The 18,576-nt window shown below is 70.8% G+C and carries 18 protein-coding genes; 6 read left to right on the forward strand and 12 right to left on the reverse strand.

The window, feature by feature from the left end:
* The first annotated feature begins 50 nt into the window (after positions 1–50).
* A complete protein-coding gene (locus QMK28_RS21320) occupies positions 51–413 on the forward strand; it encodes a VOC family protein (RefSeq protein WP_326440373.1) in 363 nt (120 codons plus the stop codon).
* Between the two features lie 163 nt (positions 414–576).
* Positions 577–1,821, forward strand: a complete 1,245-nt coding sequence (locus QMK28_RS21325) for a helix-turn-helix domain-containing protein (RefSeq protein WP_443050786.1) — start codon at positions 577–579, stop codon at positions 1,819–1,821.
* Between the two features lie 21 nt (positions 1,822–1,842).
* On the opposite strand, the gene QMK28_RS21330 is transcribed toward QMK28_RS21325, so the two are convergent.
* The 4 genes from QMK28_RS21330 to QMK28_RS21345 are packed head-to-tail and all read right to left on the reverse strand — an operon-like array spanning position 1,843 to position 5,137.
* A complete protein-coding gene (locus QMK28_RS21330) occupies positions 1,843–2,205 on the reverse strand; it encodes an HAD family hydrolase (protein WP_326440375.1) in 363 nt (120 codons plus the stop codon).
* A 12-nt stretch (positions 2,206–2,217) separates the two neighbouring features.
* Positions 2,218–3,474, reverse strand: coding sequence for a dipeptidase (locus QMK28_RS21335; protein ID WP_326440377.1), 1,257 nt, complete (start codon positions 3,472–3,474; stop codon positions 2,218–2,220).
* 5 nt (positions 3,475–3,479) lie between these two features.
* The gene (purE, locus tag QMK28_RS21340; protein WP_326440378.1) at positions 3,480–4,010 is read right to left on the reverse strand and encodes a 5-(carboxyamino)imidazole ribonucleotide mutase; all 531 of its coding nucleotides are present in this window, start codon (positions 4,008–4,010) and stop codon (positions 3,480–3,482) included.
* Complete coding sequence (locus QMK28_RS21345; protein WP_443050788.1) at positions 4,007–5,137, reverse strand: 5-(carboxyamino)imidazole ribonucleotide synthase; 1,131 nt, start codon at positions 5,135–5,137, stop codon at positions 4,007–4,009. The genes purE and QMK28_RS21345 overlap by 4 nt, the downstream gene beginning before the upstream one ends.
* 229 nt (positions 5,138–5,366) lie before the next feature.
* Between QMK28_RS21345 and QMK28_RS21350 the strand changes: the two genes are divergently transcribed.
* A complete protein-coding gene (locus QMK28_RS21350; RefSeq protein WP_326440382.1) occupies positions 5,367–5,873 on the forward strand; it encodes a GtrA family protein in 507 nt (168 codons plus the stop codon).
* A gap of 156 nt (positions 5,874–6,029) precedes the next feature.
* On the opposite strand, the gene QMK28_RS21355 is transcribed toward QMK28_RS21350, so the two are convergent.
* Positions 6,030–7,292 carry an ATP-binding protein gene (locus QMK28_RS21355; protein WP_326440384.1) on the reverse strand — a complete coding sequence of 421 codons (1,263 nt, stop codon included), beginning with the start codon at positions 7,290–7,292 and terminating at the stop codon, positions 6,030–6,032.
* Positions 7,293–7,300: 8 nt separating this feature from the next.
* Positions 7,301–7,981 (reverse strand): response regulator transcription factor, encoded by a 681-nt coding sequence (locus QMK28_RS21360; protein ID WP_326440386.1) that lies wholly within the window; start codon positions 7,979–7,981, stop codon positions 7,301–7,303.
* A gap of 400 nt (positions 7,982–8,381) precedes the next feature.
* Between QMK28_RS21360 and QMK28_RS21365 the strand changes: the two genes are divergently transcribed.
* On the forward strand, positions 8,382–9,893 hold the full coding sequence (locus QMK28_RS21365) for a peptide MFS transporter (RefSeq protein ID WP_326440388.1): 1,512 nt from the start codon (positions 8,382–8,384) through the stop codon (positions 9,891–9,893).
* A gap of 124 nt (positions 9,894–10,017) precedes the next feature.
* Here the strand turns inward: QMK28_RS21365 and QMK28_RS21370 are convergent, their stop codons facing one another.
* The 6 genes from QMK28_RS21370 to QMK28_RS21395 all read right to left on the reverse strand — a co-directional run bounded on the left by QMK28_RS21370 (position 10,018) and on the right by QMK28_RS21395 (position 16,320).
* Positions 10,018–11,397 (reverse strand): hypothetical protein, encoded by a 1,380-nt coding sequence (locus QMK28_RS21370; protein ID WP_326440390.1) that lies wholly within the window; start codon positions 11,395–11,397, stop codon positions 10,018–10,020.
* Positions 11,398–11,468: 71 nt separating this feature from the next.
* The gene (locus tag QMK28_RS21375) at positions 11,469–12,653 is read right to left on the reverse strand and encodes a neocarzinostatin apoprotein domain-containing protein (RefSeq protein WP_326440406.1); all 1,185 of its coding nucleotides are present in this window, start codon (positions 12,651–12,653) and stop codon (positions 11,469–11,471) included.
* A gap of 92 nt (positions 12,654–12,745) precedes the next feature.
* Complete coding sequence (locus QMK28_RS21380; protein ID WP_326440392.1) at positions 12,746–13,888, reverse strand: WxL protein peptidoglycan domain-containing protein; 1,143 nt, start codon at positions 13,886–13,888, stop codon at positions 12,746–12,748.
* Positions 13,889–14,095: 207 nt separating this feature from the next.
* A complete protein-coding gene (locus QMK28_RS21385; protein ID WP_326440394.1) occupies positions 14,096–14,848 on the reverse strand; it encodes an LPXTG cell wall anchor domain-containing protein in 753 nt (250 codons plus the stop codon).
* 313 nt (positions 14,849–15,161) lie between these two features.
* Positions 15,162–15,695 carry an ATP-binding protein gene (locus QMK28_RS21390; protein WP_326440396.1) on the reverse strand — a complete coding sequence of 178 codons (534 nt, stop codon included), beginning with the start codon at positions 15,693–15,695 and terminating at the stop codon, positions 15,162–15,164.
* A gap of 256 nt (positions 15,696–15,951) precedes the next feature.
* Positions 15,952–16,320: an STAS domain-containing protein gene (locus QMK28_RS21395; protein WP_326440398.1), complete on the reverse strand. Its 369-nt coding sequence runs from the start codon at positions 16,318–16,320 to the stop codon at positions 15,952–15,954.
* 239 nt (positions 16,321–16,559) lie between these two features.
* Between QMK28_RS21395 and QMK28_RS21400 the strand changes: the two genes are divergently transcribed.
* Positions 16,560–17,450 (forward strand): RNA polymerase sigma factor SigF, encoded by an 891-nt coding sequence (locus tag QMK28_RS21400; protein ID WP_326440400.1) that lies wholly within the window; start codon positions 16,560–16,562, stop codon positions 17,448–17,450.
* Between the two features lie 317 nt (positions 17,451–17,767).
* Positions 17,768–18,576: DUF6528 family protein (locus QMK28_RS21405; protein ID WP_326440402.1), on the forward strand; the 809-nt coding region annotated here is incomplete at its 3' end.

Consider the following 18,576-nt stretch of genomic DNA (forward strand, 5'->3'; position numbering starts at 1 on the left):
ACGGTTACCGGCTGGAGCTATTTACTGGTAACACCAACGTGGGAGGAATCATGTCCATCGCCAAACTGGGCGCCGTCGTACTCGACTGTCCCGACCCGCGGGCGCTCGCGGAGTTCTACGCCGCCGTGCTCGGCGGCCGGATCGAGCCGGGCGGCGAGGACTGGGTAGACCTCGTCAGCGACGGGGGCACGACGCTCGCCTTCCAGGAGGCCCCCGGCTTCGTACCGCCGAACTGGCCGGAGCCGGACGGCTCGCAGCAGTTCCACCTCGACCTGACCGTGGAGGACCTGAACGCGGCGCACGAGAAGGTCCTGACGCTCGGCGCCACCCTCCTCGACGAGGGCGAGCCCGACCGCACCTGGCGGGTCTTCAACGACCCTGCGGGGCACCCTTTCTGCCTCTGCGCCAGCTGAGCCGCGCTCGGAGTTGTTCACGGGAAGGCCCCGGCCGTCCGCCACGGATTGGGCGGACGGCCGCGGCCTTGGCGGTCCTCAGCGGTTCAGGTGCCGGTACGCGTCCAGCACCCGCAACCCGGGCATGATGACTGGAGACATGCGTGGGGAGACAGCAGCACAGATGATCCGACGGCTACGCGAAGGCAAGGGCTGGAGCCAGGCGAAGCTGGCCCGCGAGATGTGCCGTGCCGCCGGGGTCGTTCTCGACACCATCGGCCGCCAAGAGATCTACCGGTACGAGAAGGGCATCCGTACGCCCCGTGAGTGGCTGCCGTTCATCGCTGCCGCCCTGGGCGTACCCGTGGCCGAGCTGGAGCTGGCGGCAGCCGCCAAAGCCGCCGAGACGGCCCCAGCCACGGTCGCCGACTTCCTGCCCGAAGGCGACCCGCTCGCCCCCCTCGCGGTTCGGCAGGGGCGAAGGATCGGCGTGGGCGCGGTGGCCGATCTTCAGCGGCGGATACACGCGCTCAGGCTGGCCGACGACGTGATTGCGGGGGGCGACTTGCTGCGCCCCGCTCTCCGTGAACTCCGGTCAGCGGTAAGGGTGTACAGGGAAAGCAGCCATACGGAAGCAATCGGCCGAACACTGCTGCAAGCCATCGGAGAGTTGGCGCAGATCGTCGGCTGGATCGCCAGCGACGCCGGACGACACGACGAAGCCGACCGGATCTACCGACTTGGCCTATCGGCAGCGCACACGGCAGCGGACGCGACACTGGCGGGCAACATCTTGGGCTCACTGGCATACCAGCGGACGAACACAGGTGACGTGTCGGAAGGGCTCGCCATGGCCTGCGCAGCGCTGGAGAACACCAACGGTGAAGCCCCGCCACGAGCACGTGCGTTGTATCTCGACCGGGCCGCGTGGCCAGGCGGCCACACGGTCCGCGCTCAGCGCGCTCTCGCGGGGCGGCCTCCTGCGACGGGTCCGCGAAACCGTCGACGCCGACCGCTCCCAGTGGGTCACCCGCTCGTACTTCACCCGCATCGCCCGCGACGACGCCTGGTGGGCACGCTTCCTCGCCGACGACGTCCCGGACACCGACCCACTACCGGAACCAACTGCCCGCTCGCAGCCGGAGGTTCACTCGGACGAGCAGCCGCCTCCGGAGTGGGAGCGGGAGCCGGTGCCGCAGGACGATCCGGAGCCGGGCCCGGAGAACGACCCGGAGCCGGGCCCGGAGGAGGAGCGGGAGCCGGGCCCGGAGGGGGAGCCGGAACCCGTCCCGGAGGACGAGCCGGAGGCGGGGCGGGCCCCGCAACCCGAGGCACGCCCCGCCCCCGAGCCGGTCCCACAGAACGAGCGGGACAACCTCAACGCCCAGGTCTGTGCGCAGGACACGAAACCATCCGAGCGAAGGAGTGAGCGCAGCGACAGCCCAAGCGGTCACCCCCCAGGAGCGAGCACCTGCACGACACGCTCTGTGTCGACCAGATCAGCGAGGACGTCGTGCGCTCCCGTTGCCCGGAGGTCGTCGCGGCTGCTACGGCCCGTGGCCACCGCCACCACCCGCACACCAGCCTTCAGCCCCGCGCGCACGTCCGCTGGCGTATCGCCAACGAGGACGGCACCCTCACGCTGCCGGCCCGCCCGTTGCAGAGCGATGGCTACGAGATCAGGACGCTCCTCCTTCGGGCTGCCACCCGCATCGTGGGCGCACCGAGCCCCCGCACCGAACCCCGCGCCGGCTCCGTCCGCTCCCGGTGAGCGGGTCGCGCGCGTGGCAGCAGCCGCGCTCACCGTCGTCACGTGGTGACCGCCTCAGCCGTCCAGCTGCTCAATCGTCGCATTCGACGGCCCCCGCAACCGCCGCAAGCCCCTCGCCGCGTCCTCGCCCGCGCGCAGCACCCGTACCGCGTTCTGCCACGTCAGCTTCGCCAGGTCCGCGTCCGACCAGCGGCGGCGCAGCAGTTCCGCGACGAGGTTCGGGTAGCCCGCGACGTCGGCGAGGTCGGACGGGGTGAAGGCGGTGCCGTCGTAGTCGCCGCCGATGCCGAGGTGGTCGATGCCCGCGACCTCGCGCATGTGGTCGAGGTGGTCGGCGACCGTGGCGGCGGTGGCGGCGGGGCGGGGGTGGTCCGCCTCGTACGCCCGCTGGACCTTCATGCCGGCGGCCGTGGTGTCGAGGTGGTGCAGGCCCTGGGCGCGCATGTTCTCGTCCGCGCGCTGGGTCCACTCGATGGCGGCGGGGAGGATGAATTTCGGTACGAAGGTGGCCATCGCGACGCCGCCGTTGGCCGGGAGCAGGGCGAGGACGTCGTCCGGGATGTTGCGGACGTGGTCGCAGACGGCCCGGCAGGAGGAGTGCGAGAAGATGACCGGCGCTTCGGTGACGCGGAGCGCGGCGCGCATCGTGTCGGCGGAGACGTGGGAGAGGTCGGCGAGCATGCCGACGCGGTTCATCTCGCGGACGACTTCCTCGCCGAAGGCGGTGAGGCCGCCGACGCGCGGCTCGTCCGTCGCGGAGTCGGCCCAGGCGATGTTGTCGTTGTGGGTCAGCGTCATGTAGCGCACGCCCAGCTCGTGGAACGCCCGCAGGGTGGCCAGCGAGTTGTTGATGCTGTGGCCGCCCTCGGCGCCCATCAGCGAGGCGATGCGGCCCTCGGCGCGCGCCGTCTCCATGTCGTCGGCGGTGAGCGCGCGGCGCAGGTCGGAGGGGTAGCGGTCGATCAACTGGCCTACGACGTCGATCTGTTCGAGGCAGGCGCTGACCGCGTCGTCCCCGGTCAGGTCGGTGCGGACGTACACCGACCAGAACTGCGCGCCGACGCCGCCGGCGCGCAGCCGGGGGATGTCCGTGTGCAGGTGGGCGCTCTGGTCGGCGGCGATGTCGCGCTGGTCGATGTCGTAGCGGACCTGCTCGCGCAGCGCCCAGGGGAGGTCGTTGTGGCCGTCGACCACGGGGTGGGCGGCCAGGAGTTCGTGAGCCTTCGCCAGCAGGCCCGCCTCGTCGGTCACGTCGGTCACGTCGGTCACGTCGGTCACATCAGTCACGTCGGGCGCGAACGCGTCGCTCATGGCCGTCACTTTCCGAATCCGAAGCCGTCTTCGGCGCTCTGGACCTTGGCTCGCAGGCGCTTGCCCTTCTCGGTGGCCTGCTCGTTCAGCTCGCCCTGGAAGCTCCGCATCCGCTCCAGCAGCGCGGGGTCGTGCGCGGCGAGCATCCGGACCGCGAGCAGGCCCGCGTTGCGCGCGCCCGCGATCGAGACGGTGGCGACCGGGACTCCGGCGGGCATCTGGACGATGGAGAGCAGCGAGTCCATGCCGTCGAGGTACTTCAGCGGGACGGGCACGCCGATGACCGGCAGCGGGGTGAGCGAGGCGAGCATGCCGGGCAGGTGGGCCGCGCCGCCCGCGCCCGCGATGAGCGACTTGAGGCCGCGGCCGGCCGCCTGCTCGCCGTAGGCGATCATCTCGCGCGGCATCCGGTGCGCGGACAGGACGTCCACCTCGTACGGCACCTCGAACTCGTCGAGCGCCTTGGCGGCGGCTTCCATCACCGGCCAGTCGGAGTCCGAGCCCATCACGATGCCGACGACAGGGGAGCTCTTCATTCGGTGATCGTCCCTCGCAGGTAGCCGGCGGCGTGCCGGGCGCGCTCGCGCACGTCGGCCAGGTCGTCGCCGTACGTGTTGACGTGGCCGACCTTGCGGCCGGGCTTCACGTCCTTGCCGTACATGTGGATCTTGAGGCCGGGGTCGCGGGCCATGCAGTGCAGATACGCCGCGTACATGTCGGGGAAGTCGCCGCCGAGCACGTTGGCCATCACGGTCCAGCGGGCGCGCGGGCGCGGGTCGCCGAGCGGGAGGTCGAGGACGGCCCGTACGTGGTTGGCGAACTGCGAGGTGATCGCGCCGTCCTGGGTCCAGTGGCCGGAGTTGTGCGGGCGCATCGCGAGTTCGTTGACCAGGATGCGGCCGTCCGCGGTCTCGAACAGCTCGACCGCGAGGTGGCCGACGACGCCGAGTTCCTTGGCGATGGTCAGCGCGAGCTGCTGGGCCTGGACGGACAGCTCGGCGGACAGGCCGGGCGCGGGCGCGATGACCGTGTCGCACACGCCGTCGACCTGGATCGACTCCACGACGGGGTAGGCGACGGCCTGGCCGTGCGGGGACCGTACGACGTTGGCGGCCAGCTCGCGGGTGAAGGCGACCTTCTCCTCGGCGAGGACCGGCACGCCGGCCCGGAACGGCTCGGCGGCCTCCTCGGCGGACCGGACGATCCACACGCCCTTGCCGTCGTAGCCGCCGACGACGGTCTTGAGGACGACGGGGAAGCCCTCACCCGCCGCCGACTCCTCCTCCGCGAAGCGCACGACGTCGGCCGGGTCCGCGACGATCCGGTGCCGTGGGCACGGCACCCCGATCTCGCGGAGCCTGGCCCGCATCACACCCTTGTCATGGGCGTGGATCAACGCCTCGGGCCCCGGGCGGACGACGACGCCGTCGGCCTCCAGCGCGCGCAGATGCTCCGTCGGGACATGCTCGTGATCAAAAGTGATCACGTCGCACCCCTGGGCGAACGCGCGCAGCGTGGCCAGATCGCGATAGTCGCCGACGACGACATCGCTCACCACCTGGGCCGCGGAGTCCTGCGGGGTGTCACTGAGAAGCTTGAACTTGATGCCGAGGGGGATGCCCGCCTCGTGGGTCATTCGGGCGAGCTGACCGCCACCGACCATGCCGACTACCGGGAACGTCACGTTCCCCAGGGTATCGGCCCTGGTGCGCGACCCGTCCCACGGTCCGCTCCGGCCCCTCGCGGGGCCCGTCCGGCCGGGCCCCCGTTGGGTTCCGTTGGTCGGGCGGCAACCTCCCGGGGCGCGCGGGCGTCCTCCTGGTTAGCATGAAACGAAGGACCGATGTTGACCTGCTGCCCTTACCGCCGAGCCATGGAGCCTGACGATCACTATGAGTGAAGGGCAGACAGTACGGCTGCGGCTCCGCCGGCTGGGCAGAGAGGTCGCCAAGTTCGGGACCGTGGGGGCCTTCGGTTTTGTGGTCAACACGGTGGCCTTCAACATCTGCACGCATGTGCTGGACCTCGCGGTGGTCCGCTCCGGCGTGATCGCCACCGCGCTCGCGATCTGCACCAATTACATCGGCAACAGCTACTGGACCTACCGGGACAGCGACAAGAGCGGGCGCAGCCGTGAGCTGACGCTGTTCCTGCTGTTCAGCGGCATCGGCATGGTGATCGAGAACGGCATTCTGGCGCTCTCGCACTACGGTTTCGGCTTCGATTCGACCCTCGCCGACAACATCGCGAAGAACGTCATCGGCCTCGGCATCGGCACCGTCTTCCGCTTCTGGTCCTTCCGCAGCTGGGTCTTCCGCGCGCTGCCCGCCCGCGACGCGGTGGAGACGGCCGAATCGTTCCTGGACGGCCCGCGGCCCGGGGCGGATGTCACGAAGTAGGGCCGGGGTCGGCAGCCCGTGGCCAGGGTCGCAGCCCGTAGCCGGGGGCCCGAAGAGCGCCGGGCGAGCCGCCGGACCACGGTCAGTGAGCAGCGGTGGGCGTCCGCTCAGCGATCATCAGCGCGCGTCAGTGCGCGTAGCGCCCATCAGCGCCCGTCAGTGCCCGTTCTTCTCCAGATCCACGCTATCCGCCTCGCGGCTGAGGAAGAGCGCGAAGAGCGCCGGGTAGGGCTGGAGCAGCTCCAGCCGGCCGCCGTCCGCCTCCGCCAGGTCGCGGGCGACGGCGAGGCCGAGGCCGGTGGAGTTGCGGCCGCTGACCGTCCGCTCGAAGACCCGCGCGCCGAGGTCGAGGGGGACGCCGGGGCCCTCGTCGGTGACCTCGACCACGGCCTGGTTGCCGGTGACGCGGGTGCGCAGGGCGACCGTGCCGTCGCCGTGCATCAGCGAGTTCTCGATGAGCGTCGCGAGCACCTGGGCGACCGCGCCGGGTGTGCCGACGGCCCGTAGCCCCTTCTTGCCGGAGCGGACGATGGCGCGGCCCTCGCTGCGGTAGGCCGGACGCCACTCCTCGATCTGCTGCTTGACGACCTCGTCGAGGTCGAAGGCCACCGCGGAGCCGGTGTGCGGGTCGCGCGAATTGGTCAGCAGCCGCTGGACGACGTCGGTGAGCCGCTCGACCTGGGTGAGGGCGATCGTCGCCTCTTCCTTGACCGTGTCCGGGTCGTCGGTGAGCGTGATCTCCTCCAGCCGCATGGAGAGCGCGGTGAGCGGCGTACGGAGCTGGTGCGAGGCGTCGGCGGCGAGCCGGCGCTCGGCGGTGAGCATCCGGGCGATCCGCTCGGCGCTGCTGTCCAGGACGTCCGCGACCCGGTCCAGTTCCTCGACCCCGTAGCGCTTGTGCCGGGGGCGCGGGTCGCCGGAGCCGAGCCGCTCGGCGGTCTCGGCGAGGTCGGTGAGCGGCGCGGTGAGCCGGTGCGCCTGGCGTACGGCCAGGATGACGGCGGCGGCGACGGCGAGCAGCGCGACCGCGAGGATGATCAGCAGGGTGCGGCCGATCTCCTGGCTGACGGCCTTGCGGGACTGCTTGACGGTCACGACCTCGCCGCGCTCGCCGGTCTCGGAGGCCGTGATGACGCCGCCCTGGGGGCGCTCCCCGATCTCGATCGTCTTGCGGCCCGGCACCTTGATCGTCGCGAACCGGTCCGGGGTGATCTGCTCGCGCAGCACCTCCGGCACCACCCGCTCACCGCCGATCAGCCGGCTGTCGACGATGCTGACCAGCCGGACGGCCTCGGAGTCGAGGCTCTCCTGGGCGCCGGCCTCGATCGTGCGGGTCTCCACGATGACGAGCGAGACGCCGAAGACGGCGATCACGACGAGCACCACGGCGAGGGTGGAATTGATCAGGCGGCGGCGCAATGAAGGGCCTAGCTCTTCTCGAAACGGAAGCCGACACCGCGGACGGTGGCGATGTAGCGCGGGTTGGCGGCGTCGTCGCCCAGCTTCTTGCGGAGCCAGGAGATGTGCATGTCCAGGGTCTTGGTGGAGGACCACCAGGTGGTGTCCCAGACCTCGCGCATCAGCTGGTCACGGGTGACGACCCGGCCCGCGTCCCGCACCAGGACCCGCAGCAAGTCGAACTCCTTGGCGGTCAGTTGCAGCTCCTCCTCGCCCATCCAGGCGCGGTGCGACTCGACGTCGATCCGCACCCCGTGGGTGGCCGGCGGCGGCTGCTGGGCCTCGACCGCGCCGCGGCGCAGCAGGGCCCGCACCCGGGCGAGGAGTTCGGCGAGCCGGAAGGGCTTGGTCACATAGTCGTCGGCGCCCGCGTCCAGGCCGACGACGGTGTCCACCTCGTCGGCCCGTGCGGTGAGCACCAGGATCGGGAAGCCGTGGCCTTCGGTGCGCAAGCGGCGGGCGACTTCGAGGCCGTCCATCCCTGGCAGTCCCAGGTCCAGGACGAGCAGGTCGACGTCGCCCTGGAGACCGGCCTCCAGGGCCTTGGGGCCGTCCTCGCGCACCTCGACCTCGTACCCCTCGCGGCGCAGAGCGCGGGCGAGCGGCTCCGAGATGGATGCGTCATCCTCGGCGAGCAGTACTCGGGTCATGCACCGATGGTAGTCCGCCGAGGTGCCGGCAAGGGCCGTACCAGCGGCTATGGGTGGCGCATGATCAGTTCCGCGCGCCGCTTGTGAGGGTTGTCTCATACCCTTCCAATACCGTCCGGGGTGTGACGTATGGTTACCGGACGTTCGTAGCACCTCCAGGGGATCTTTGGCGCGAATAGCCGCCGAAGGCCCCTTTTCGCTGCCCGGCCGGGACCACCGGGCCCGGCCGGCCGGGCCCAAAGATCCGGGCAGTGGTGCAAGACCTGTCGGCCGGGTCCTGTCCGTCCCTTGCGAAGGCCCTTACGAAGGGTTGCACGGGGACGTGGACGCGGTGCCGATCACCCCCCACAGGGCGCGCGATCACTTCTGTCGGCGCGTCCCGAGCGAGCAAGGATCGACCATGGCGTCCAGCCTGACGAAGGATGCCGAACCGCAGGAGACCCCTGGGGACGGCAAGACCTTCTTCGGCCACCCTCGCGGCTTGGCCACCCTCTTCATGACGGAGATGTGGGAGCGCTTTTCCTGGTACGGAATGCGCGCCCTGCTCACGCTCTACCTCATCGCGGCAGTCCTCGACGGCCCGTTGCAGGACCGCGAGGCCCTGGCCGCCGCGATCTACGGTGTGTACAACGCGCTCGTCTACATGCTGGCGATGCCCGGCGGCTGGATAGCCGACCGGCTGTGGGGCGCGCGCAAGTCCGTACTGGTCGGCGGCATCGTGATCGCGGCGGGCCACTTCGTACTGGCCATCCCGTCCACGGCTACGTTCTTCGTCGGCCTGCTGATGATCGCGATCGGCACCGGCCTGCTGAAGCCCAACATCTCCGCGATGGTCGGCGGCCTCTACCAGGGCAGCAGCAGCGCCCGCCGCGACGCGGGCTTCACGCTCTTCTACATGGCGATCAACCTCGGCGGATTCGCCGCCCCGCTGGTGGTCGGCTACCTCGGCGAGCAGGTCGACTGGCACCTCGGCTTCGCCGTCGCCGGTATCGGTATGACCTTCGCCGTGGTCCAGTACGTGCTCGGCGGCCGGCACCTCGGCGACATCGGCAAGCTCCCCGCCTCCCCGGCCACGCCGGAGGAGAAGCGCTCGGTGCTGCGCAAGGTCCTGATGTGGTCCGCCATCGCGGTCGTCGCGGTGGCCGGGGACGTGGTGCTGGGCACCTTCGACATCGAGCACCTCGTCAATGTGATGGCGGTCCTCGGTGTGGTCGTGCCGATCATCTACTTCGTGGTGATGTTCCGCAGCCCGTCGCTGACGGCCGAGGAGCGCCCGAAGATCAAGGCGTTCATGTGGTTCTTCATCACCGCTGTGCTGTTCTGGATGATCTACGAACAGTCCGGCTCGCTGCTGACGATCTTCGCGGACACCAAGACCGACCGGATGATCGGCGGCTGGGAGTTCCCCGCCAGCTGGTACCAGTCGGTGAACCCGGCGTACATCATCATCCTGGTGCCGATCTTCGCGTCCGGGTGGGTGTGGCTGGCCAAGCGCAACCGCGAGCCCAGCACGGTGACGAAGTTCGCGCTGGCGATGCTGCTCGTCGGAGGCTCCTTCGGCATCATGGGCCTGGCCGGCGCCGCCGCGGCCAACAGCGACACCGGCAAGGTCACCATCTTCTGGCTGCTCGGCGTCTACCTGGTGCAGACCCTCGGCGAGCTGTGCCTCTCGCCGGTCGGCCTGTCCCTGTCGACGAAGCTCGCCCCGGCGCAGTTCATCAGCCAGATCATGGGCCTGTGGTTCCTCGCCCAGGCGACCGGCAACGCGCTCAACGGCTGGACGACCAAGCTCAACGCGCCGATGGGCGATGCGGCGTATTACACGATGTGGGCGGTTATCGCGGGGGTGGCGGGGGTTGCGTTCCTGCTTGCTTCGAAGAAGATCCGGGTGTTGATGGGGAATGTGAGGTAGGGGGTAGGGGGACTGCTCTGCGGGCGGGGTGTGGACGGGCCGGTACGGGTGACTTCGTACCGGCCCGTCCACGTCTGACCGGCCCGTCCACGCTTGATTCGCGCGTCGGGGTCAGCGCCCAGCGTCAGCGCGTGGCGCGCAGCCGCCGCCACGGAGTGAACGTGAAGACCGCGCCGCCGAGCAGGATGACGGTGCCCGCGACCAGCCCCAGGGCCCGCAGGCCGCCGTGGTCGTTCGCGCCGGTCTCCGCGAGGCCGCCCGCCGCGCCCGAGGAGCCGCTCGCGCCGGCCGAGCCGCCCGCGGTGCCGCCGCCGGCCTCACCGCCGCCGCTGTCCCCGCCGCCTACGCCGCCGTCCTGTGCCGCCGTGTCCAGCTCCAGCGAGACGCCCGGGTCCTTGGCCGGGGTGCAGGTGGTGGTGGTGCCGGCCGCGTTGACCGTCAGCACACCGGGAGTGAGCGTCGCTTTGCCGCTCGCGCCCGGCTTGTAGCCGCCCTTGAGGTCCGGGATCTCGATCGGCTGACCGGACTTGATGACCTCCTTGTTGGCCGCGCCTTCGACCTTGACGGTGCCCTTGTCCGCGCCGCCGACCTTGACGGCCATCGAGGGCTTGACCGAACCGGCCGGGATGTCGATCGGGCTGTCCATCACGGACTTGCTGAACTTCACGCTCAGATCGAACGCGCCGCCTTTCTTGGCTGCGTTGATCCGCACCGGGGAGGTCGCCTTCTTGTCTCCGATCGGGGTCTTGCACTCGTACGCGACCGACACCTCCTTGCCGGTGTACGCGGTGCCGTCGGGGTCTCCCCCGCCGCCGGTCGAACCGCCCGCGTTGCCGCCGGTGTCACCGCCCGTGTCACCGCCCGTGTCACCGCCGGAGTCTCCCCCGGTGTCGCCGCCGCCCGCCGCGTTGCCGCCGGCGGCGCCGCCCGTCGAGCCGCCGCCCGTGGTGCCGCCGGCCCCGCCGGCGCCTCCCGTGGTGGTGCCGCCCGTCGAGCCGCCGCCGCCCGTCACCTTGACGGTGACCGCCGGCTTCACCGTCTCCTTCGCCGAGCACTTGGTGTCCGTCGAGATCGGCTTGTTGACGTTGATGTTGTAGAAGCCCGGAGCGAGCGTCACCTCGCCGGCCTTGGTCAGCTTCAGTTTGCCTTTCATGTCGGGCAGCTTCATCGCGCCGCCCTTGGGGATCGGCGGGTTCTGCCGCGGCCCCTGCATGCTCAACTCGCCGCTCTGCGCGCCGGCCACCGCGATCTTGCCGGTCGGCTGGACGGTGTCCTTGCCCAGGTCGAGGATGTCGGGGTTCTTGGAGGCGGCCTGCGTCGTCTTCCACACCACCTCGATCTCGTCACCGACCTTCGCCGTCGCCGGCGCCTGGACGTCCACCTTCGTGGTGCCCTGGATCGGGTCCATCCCCGAGATCGGCGGCGGTACGCACTCGGTGGCGTAGGAGACTTCAGCCGCCTGGGCAGTACCCGCGGCCACCATCACTCCTGCACCGCCCAGCATGAGCGCGACACCTGCCGCGCTCAGCCTTCTGCCCCGGATGTGGCCTCGCGCGGGACGCGATCGTTCCGTAGTCACGTGCTCCCCTTCGACGTCGGACGCTCATCTGACGGTTCTGACGGTGCGGAAACTCGGGGGGCCGGGGTGCTGGCCGGTGCGCTGCCGGGGGCGGTGTCCGCCGTGGCCGTCGTCGGGCCGGGGACGGTGTCCGGGGCGAACCACGGCAGCGCGGCCGGGTCGTCCGGCGTGCCGCGCGGCGGCTCGGGCTCCGTACGGCGGTACGGCCGCTCCGCGCGGCTGAACGCCCACGGCCAGGGCGGCAGTTGGACGGACCGGTGGCGGCCCGCCTTGCCGTCGCCCGACGGGCGGGGCTCGTTCACCAGGCGACCGGCGCGGGCAGTGCTGCGCGCGCCCCGCGTACGAGCCGTCGAGCGCGGGCGCGGCCTGTCGACCACGGCCATGCCGATGCGGAAGACGGCCGCCGGAATCACCACGCACAGCAGAATCCAGAAGAGCGTGACGCCCCACGGACGGCCCACCCCCCACGGCTGCTCGGTGAGGACCCTGCCGTCGTACTTCAGCGACACCTGATAGTCGCCGTGCGCGCCCGCCGTCAGCTCGACGGGCAATTCGACCCGCACCCGCTTCCCGGCCGGAATCGTGCCGCGCCACTGCTGCTCCTCCCACTTGGGGGCGAACACGCCGTGCGCGGTGCCGACTTGGAAAACGGGGTTCTTGACCGGCGCGGAGCCGAGATTGCCGACGGTGACCACGAGCCGCCGCTGCGGCGGCGCGCCGAACCAGGTGAGCAGCCCGCTCGACCCGTCGATCCGCGCCGACAGCGCCGCGAGCCGCCCGCCTCCGGGGTTCTTCGGCAGCGGCGCGACCGGGTGCCCGGCGACCCGGAACTTCGCGTCAGCCGAGACGGTTTCTCCGGTCGCGGTGGTGACATGCACGACGCACGGGCAGGGCTTCGGCGGCTCGGCGACCGGCAGCTTCCTGCTGAACCCGCCGTCGGCGCCGGTGGTGACGGCGCGGCCGTCGGCGTTGGCGCAGGAGTTGGTGCCGCCGATCATGTTCTGCCCGCAGATGAGCAGCGTGAGCACGGTCTTGGGCCGCCAGCCCTCGCCGGACACCGTGACCGTGCCGCCCTTGCCGGCCTCCGCCTTGGACACCTCGACGCTCGGACGGTCGGCGGCGGCCCCCGGGGCGGCGGGGAGCAGGACGAGCGCGGGTGCGATGAGCAGCGCGGCGAGCAGAGCGCCGAGCGGGCCGCGGAGGCGGGTCCGGGGCGACGGCCGCGGCGGCGGGGTGTGCGGCTGGGGCTCTGGCTGAGGGTGCGTACGACTGTTCACGACACGGCTCCTGTTTCCGCGCCCGCCAACTCCGGCACTTCGCGATCCGGGTCGTCCTGCGGTTCGGTATGGGGTTCGTCCTGCGGTTCGGTCTGCGGTTCGGTCTGCGTTACCGCGCCTTGTGGGGCCGGATCGGGCAGTTCGGGCTGCTCGGCTCCGGAGTCCGGCTCGCTTCTCGCGCCGCCCCGGCGCCGTAGCCGTCGCGCGCCGAACCCCGCCCCGGCCCCGAGCGCGGCCAGCAGCGCCAGGCCGACGCCGGGGAGCCCCCACGGCGCAGCCGTATACGCGGCGGACGCGCTCCCCCGCGCGCCGCCGCCCGCGTTCACCGTGAGCCGTACGTCGACCGAGTCGAGCGCCGGTGGGTCCGGCCATTTCTCGGTGAGCCGTACCCGCTGCCCCGGCAGCAGCTCCACCGGCAGATCGCGCGCCTTCCGGCTCAGCACCTCGCCGAAGACGCCGTCGGCCCGTACCGCCAGCCGCGGGGCGAGTGCGGTGTTGCCGCGGTTGACGAGCGTGTAGCGGACCTCGGCCCCGTTCGACGTGTCCCGGACGCTCACCTTCTCGACGCCGATCGCGGACAGCGTGGGCCCGCTGACCCGCAGCTGGGCCCGTACGCCGACCTCGCGGCCACCGGCCGTCGCCACGATCGCGCCGGGGTGGTCGCCGGGCACGGCGTCCGCCGGGACCGCGACGCTGAACGGGACGTCGGCGCGGGTACGGGCCGGGACCTCGACGGTCGTGGCGGCCAGCGAGATCCAGGCGCCCGTGTCGGTGCTGGCGGCAGCCTCGCGTACGGCGAAGGAGCCGCCTTCGGCGTTGTACGCGTCGGCCCCGCGCAGCGTGACCTTGATCGGCTCGCGGGTCGGGTTGGTGACGGAGAGCTTGTCCTGGAGGACGGTTCCGGGGCCGCCCTCCAGGTAGAAGTACGGCCGGTCGTCCGCGCTCGGACGCGTCCCGCCACTGGGCGCGGGCTCGGCCGACCAGGCCCTCGCGGGCGGCGGGGCACTCACGGGCTGTGCGGCACTCGTGGGATCGTCCGGGGCCGCGGTGGCGTCTGTCGCGCCGCCCGTCGCGTACAGCAGTGCGGCGGCGGCCATGGCAACCACGCGCGGGGCCGCTGTGCGGGTACGGGTCGGCATTGGCGGCTCCCTTGGTGCGGATGTGCTGCGCGGGCGGGTGTTGTGCGGGTTGCGGCCTCGGGTGCCGGTGCGCGCTGACCGTTCCCGATGCCCGGGTTGTCCTCAAGCGCCGGACAGGCTGAATTCAGCCTGTCGGGGGCACCCCCGGACGAAGTCTGGGGGAGCTTGAGGACAACCGACCACCGGGCAAGCCGTGCGGTCACCGCGCTACCGCGTCGCCCCGTGCCGGCGGCTCAGCCACAACGCGCCCGCCGCGCCGACAAGCAACACCGTTCCGCCCAGCGTGCCGAGGGCGATCGCCGAGTCCGCCGGGCCGGTCTGCGGCAGCGAGCCGCCGCCGGCCTGGGCGTTCCCCGCGCCGCTCTGCTCGCTGCCCGCGTCGTCCGATCCGGTGGCCCCGCCCGTACCGCCGCCGCCCGCGCTCTTCACGTCGAGGGACAGCGAGGGCTTGGGGCCGTTCGACGGGGTGCACGTCGTCGTGGTGCCCAGCGCCTTGATGGTGAGGACGGACGCGGTGAAGGTGACCTTGCCGCTCTTCTGTGGGGTATAGGTGCCCGACAAGTCACTGATCTTGATGGGGGTGTTGGCCGGAATCGCCTTGTCATTGGCAGGGCCGGAGACCGCGACGGTCCCCGTCTCCGCGCCGCCCAGCTTGATGACGGCGCTCGGTTTCATCGCGCCTTTGCCGAGCTCGACCGGGCTGGAGGAGACGCCCTTCTGGAAGGACATCGTGAGTTTGTAGGCGCTGCCGCTCTTGACGCTCTTGATATCGATGGGCGACACGGCGCTCTTCGCGCCGATCGGCGTCTTGCAGCCGTAGTTGACGTCCACGACCTCGGCGTGCGCGGCCGGGGCTGCCAGCAGCACCGCCGATCCGGCCGCCAGCGTCGCGGCCAGCGCGAGCGCGCCGGCCCGGCCGATGGCATGACCCCTGCTGTGTTCCTCGGTGAAGCGGGACACCTCGGTCTCCCCTCTCATCGGTTGTCGCAGCCGTAAGTTACTGACGACACATCAGATTGGGCGCTGACAGTACGCCGGGGACCTTGACGAGGGAAGACAAAGAACACGCCGGATCGGCGGGGCGAACGCGGGCGCGAACGCGGGCATGCGCAGGCCCGAGAAGCCGAGAAGGAAGGGGGAAAGCGAGCGTCGCCGGGAGACGGCACGGGGCGCGAAGCGAAGGACCCGACCGAAGGCGGAGCCCGGAGAAACGTTCAGGAGAACGCTCAGAAGAACAGAGAACAGAGAACCGGAGAGTGCGGTGGCCGCCCCGCTAGAGAGGCGCCGCCAGCTCCGCCCAGACCGTCTTACCGACCCCTTCGGGGCTCCGCACTATCCCCCAGTCCAGACACAGTCGCTGGACGATGAACCTGCCGTGGCCGCCGGGGCGGCCGGCGCGGTGCGGGGTGCGGGGGGCGGGCGAGCCCGGCCCCTGGTCGACGACCTCCAGCCGCAGCACCTTCGCGCTGCAGTGCAGCCGTAGCTCCTCCGGCCCCTCGGCGTGCAGGCACGCGTTGGTGACCAGCTCGGAGACGACGAGCAGCACGTCCTCGGCGGCGGCCCGCTGCTCGGCGCCGGCGGCGGGCAGCCAGCCCCAGTCGTAGAGAGCCTGCCGGGTGAAGTCGCGGGAGCGCGGGACCGTGCCGCTGGCTCCGGAGAGGCGCAGCCGGCGCACCTGACCCGGAGGCGTGGCGGGTCCTGGGGGGGCATCGGGCACCGATGCCGTGGGCATGGCGGAAGCCGACGCAGCACCATCCGCATGGGAGCCACGGTCGCCCCCCGGCGGGTACGCCCGGGTGGTGCTCATCAGCGCTTCACCTCACCGATTCGCCTATTCACGGATTCGGATACCTCAAAGGTCGAACAGGGTCAGCTGTCTCCTGCCCGGCACATCCGTCGGGACACCCGTTTTCTGGATGCGGAAGATGTGACGCGCGTAACGCTCCGACTACGTCGAGCCAGTGAGCAGAGCGATGCGCGGGACGAGCGGTGGGGACAGGGCGGCGCCGGGAGCCTGATCACCGGCGCCGGAGCTGAGGCCGGAGAAGCCGGGCCAGGAGCCGCTAGTCGGCCAGAGCCGCTTCCAGCGTGTCGTGGAGGGTGAAGACCGCCTCCGCGCCGGTGATCTCGAAGACCCTGGCGACGACGGGCTGCATACCCGCCAAGTGAACTCCGCCACCCTCGGCCTCGGCCTTCAGCCGGGCCCCGAGCAGCACATTCAGTCCAGTGGAGTCACAGAACTCCAGTTGCGAGCAGTCCACCACCAGGCGACTGCAGCCATCGGCCACACACGCCTCAAGAGGCTCTCGCAACAGCTCGGCGGTGTGGTGATCGAGCTCACCTGTCGGCGTCACGACCGCACTCACACCGTGTCGCCGAACACCGACTTGGAGACGGCCCCGACTCGCGCTGCCGACCATCCCGCGGTCCATGGCACCCCTTTTGGTTGCTTGCGTTGGCGCAGTGGAACCTTACGCCTTAGATAGGACTACCGACAGCCGAACATCCCGCATACATAGGCGAATACGGACATTTCGCACTTGCCAGCTGCGGGTGAAACCGGGTAGGCGTAGAAGAACACATTCAGACCCATGGCTTTGGAGGCGCCGCAGACCGCAGCGCACGTCACGGCACCCGGCAGCCAGATGCCGAGAACGATGGAGGAGACCGCATGTCACCCCGGCTCGACGAACTGCCTACTGAATTGTCTCGGGAGACCGCCTCGTCGACAACCCCGCCCGAGCAGCACGAGCCCGAGATCGACGGTCTCCCCGAGATCCCGCCGTTCGACAAGGTCGGGCCGCTGGACGCGCGGGCGCTGTCGAAGACGCTCTTCGAGCGCCTCGAAACGCTCGAAGAAGGCACGCACGAGCACGCTTACGTCCGCAACACGCTGGTCGAGCTCAATCTCGCCCTGGTGAAGTTCGCCGCCTCCCGCTTCCGCTCCCGCAGCGAGCCGATGGAGGACATCGTCCAGGTCGGCACGATCGGCCTGATCAAGGCGATCGACCGCTTCGAACTCAGCAGGGGCGTCGAGTTCCCGACGTTCGCGATGCCGACCATCGTCGGCGAGATCAAGCGTTTCTTCCGTGACACCAGCTGGTCCGTGCGCGTGCCGAGGCGGCTCCAGGAGCTGCGCCTCGACCTCGCCAAGGCCGGCGACGAGCTGGCGCAGAAGCTGGACCGCGCCCCCACGGTCGGCGAACTCGGTGTGCGGCTCGGCCTCAGCAACGAAGAGGTCGTCGAGGGCATGGCCGCGAGCAACGCGTACACCGCGAGCTCGCTGGACGCCCAGCCCGAGGAGGACGACACCGAGGGCGCGCTGGCCGACCGCATCGGCTACGAGGACCACGGCCTCGAAGGCATCGAGTACGTCGAGTCCCTGAAGCCGCTCATCGCCGAACTCCCCTCGCGCGACCGGAAGATCCTCTCGCTTCGCTTCGTCGCGAACATGACGCAGTCCGAGATCGGCGAGGAGCTGGGCATCTCCCAGATGCACGTCTCGCGACTCCTGTCGCGAACTCTGGTGAAGCTCCGCAAGGGCCTGATGATCGACGAGTGACATGACCGCCGTCCGCGCTGCCTTCAGTGCACCTCGCGAGTGGAACCAACGGTTCGTACGTACGGAAATGAGCCCGCGCCCCGGATATTCGGGAGCGGGCTCTTTCCCGTTTCCGGGCCCGGCGCGATCCTGGTGGGACGACGCCGGTGGCACCGGTGCCTTTGGCGATATCGGTGTTATCGGCGATATCGCTGCCGCCGGTGTCATGGGTGACATCTCAGGATCGGACGGGCAACCCCCTTACGGCGCTGCCCGTCCAACGGGACATCGGGTGCGCCGCACACCCACCGGCGCACCGGTGGGAACAGGGGTGCGCCGTGGTCACGTATCCGATCGCCACCGTCGAGCAGACGACGAACGACGTCATCGTGTTCGACCAGGACCTCGACTGGCGGACGGCCGCCTCCGTGAAATGGCGCTGGAGCGCGGCGGGCGGAGCCGGCACCGCGTGGCACAACCTCTCCGACGTACGGCTGCGCAACACCCAGGCGTACGGGACCGTGGTCCTGGTCTGCGCCTCCGGCGGGCGCGCGGCGATGCTGCGGCTCAGCACCGGACGGACCGTCTGGCAGACCCTCCCCGGCGAGAATCCGCACGCGATCGAGCGCATTCCGGGCGGCGTACTCGTCGTCGCCAGCTCACAGCCCGGACGGCTGCGGTTCTATACCGACTCCACCCACATCCAGCCCTTCCTGACGATGGGTCTGCCCGGCGCGCACGGCGCGCTCTACGACCCCGTCCGCACCTGCCTGTGGGTCATCGGCGACGAGCAGTTGATCCGCTACACCGTGACCGGCAGCGGCGCCGGCACCACCCTCACCGTGCACAGCCGCGCCCGCTTCGCCGGCCTCGGCCATGACGTCCAGCCGGTGTTCGGGGACCACGGCGCGCTGTGGTTCACCGACTCCTTCGGCGTCTACCGGCTCGACATCGACACCATGGAGTACGAGCAGGCCGACGCCGGCAACGGCGTGAAGTCGTACGTCAGCCAGCCCACCGGCATCCGAGTGCTGGCCCGCGCGGACAACGCGGGGCCCCGGGCCTGGGGCGGGCCGACCATCGAGTTCTTCGACAGTTCGGGGCGGCCGGCGTTTACGCGGACTCGGCCTGGGGCGGAGTTCTATAC

Source organism: Streptomyces sp. H27-D2 (genome assembly GCF_035828615.1).
Taxonomy (GTDB): Bacteria; Actinomycetota; Actinomycetes; order Streptomycetales; family Streptomycetaceae; genus Streptomyces.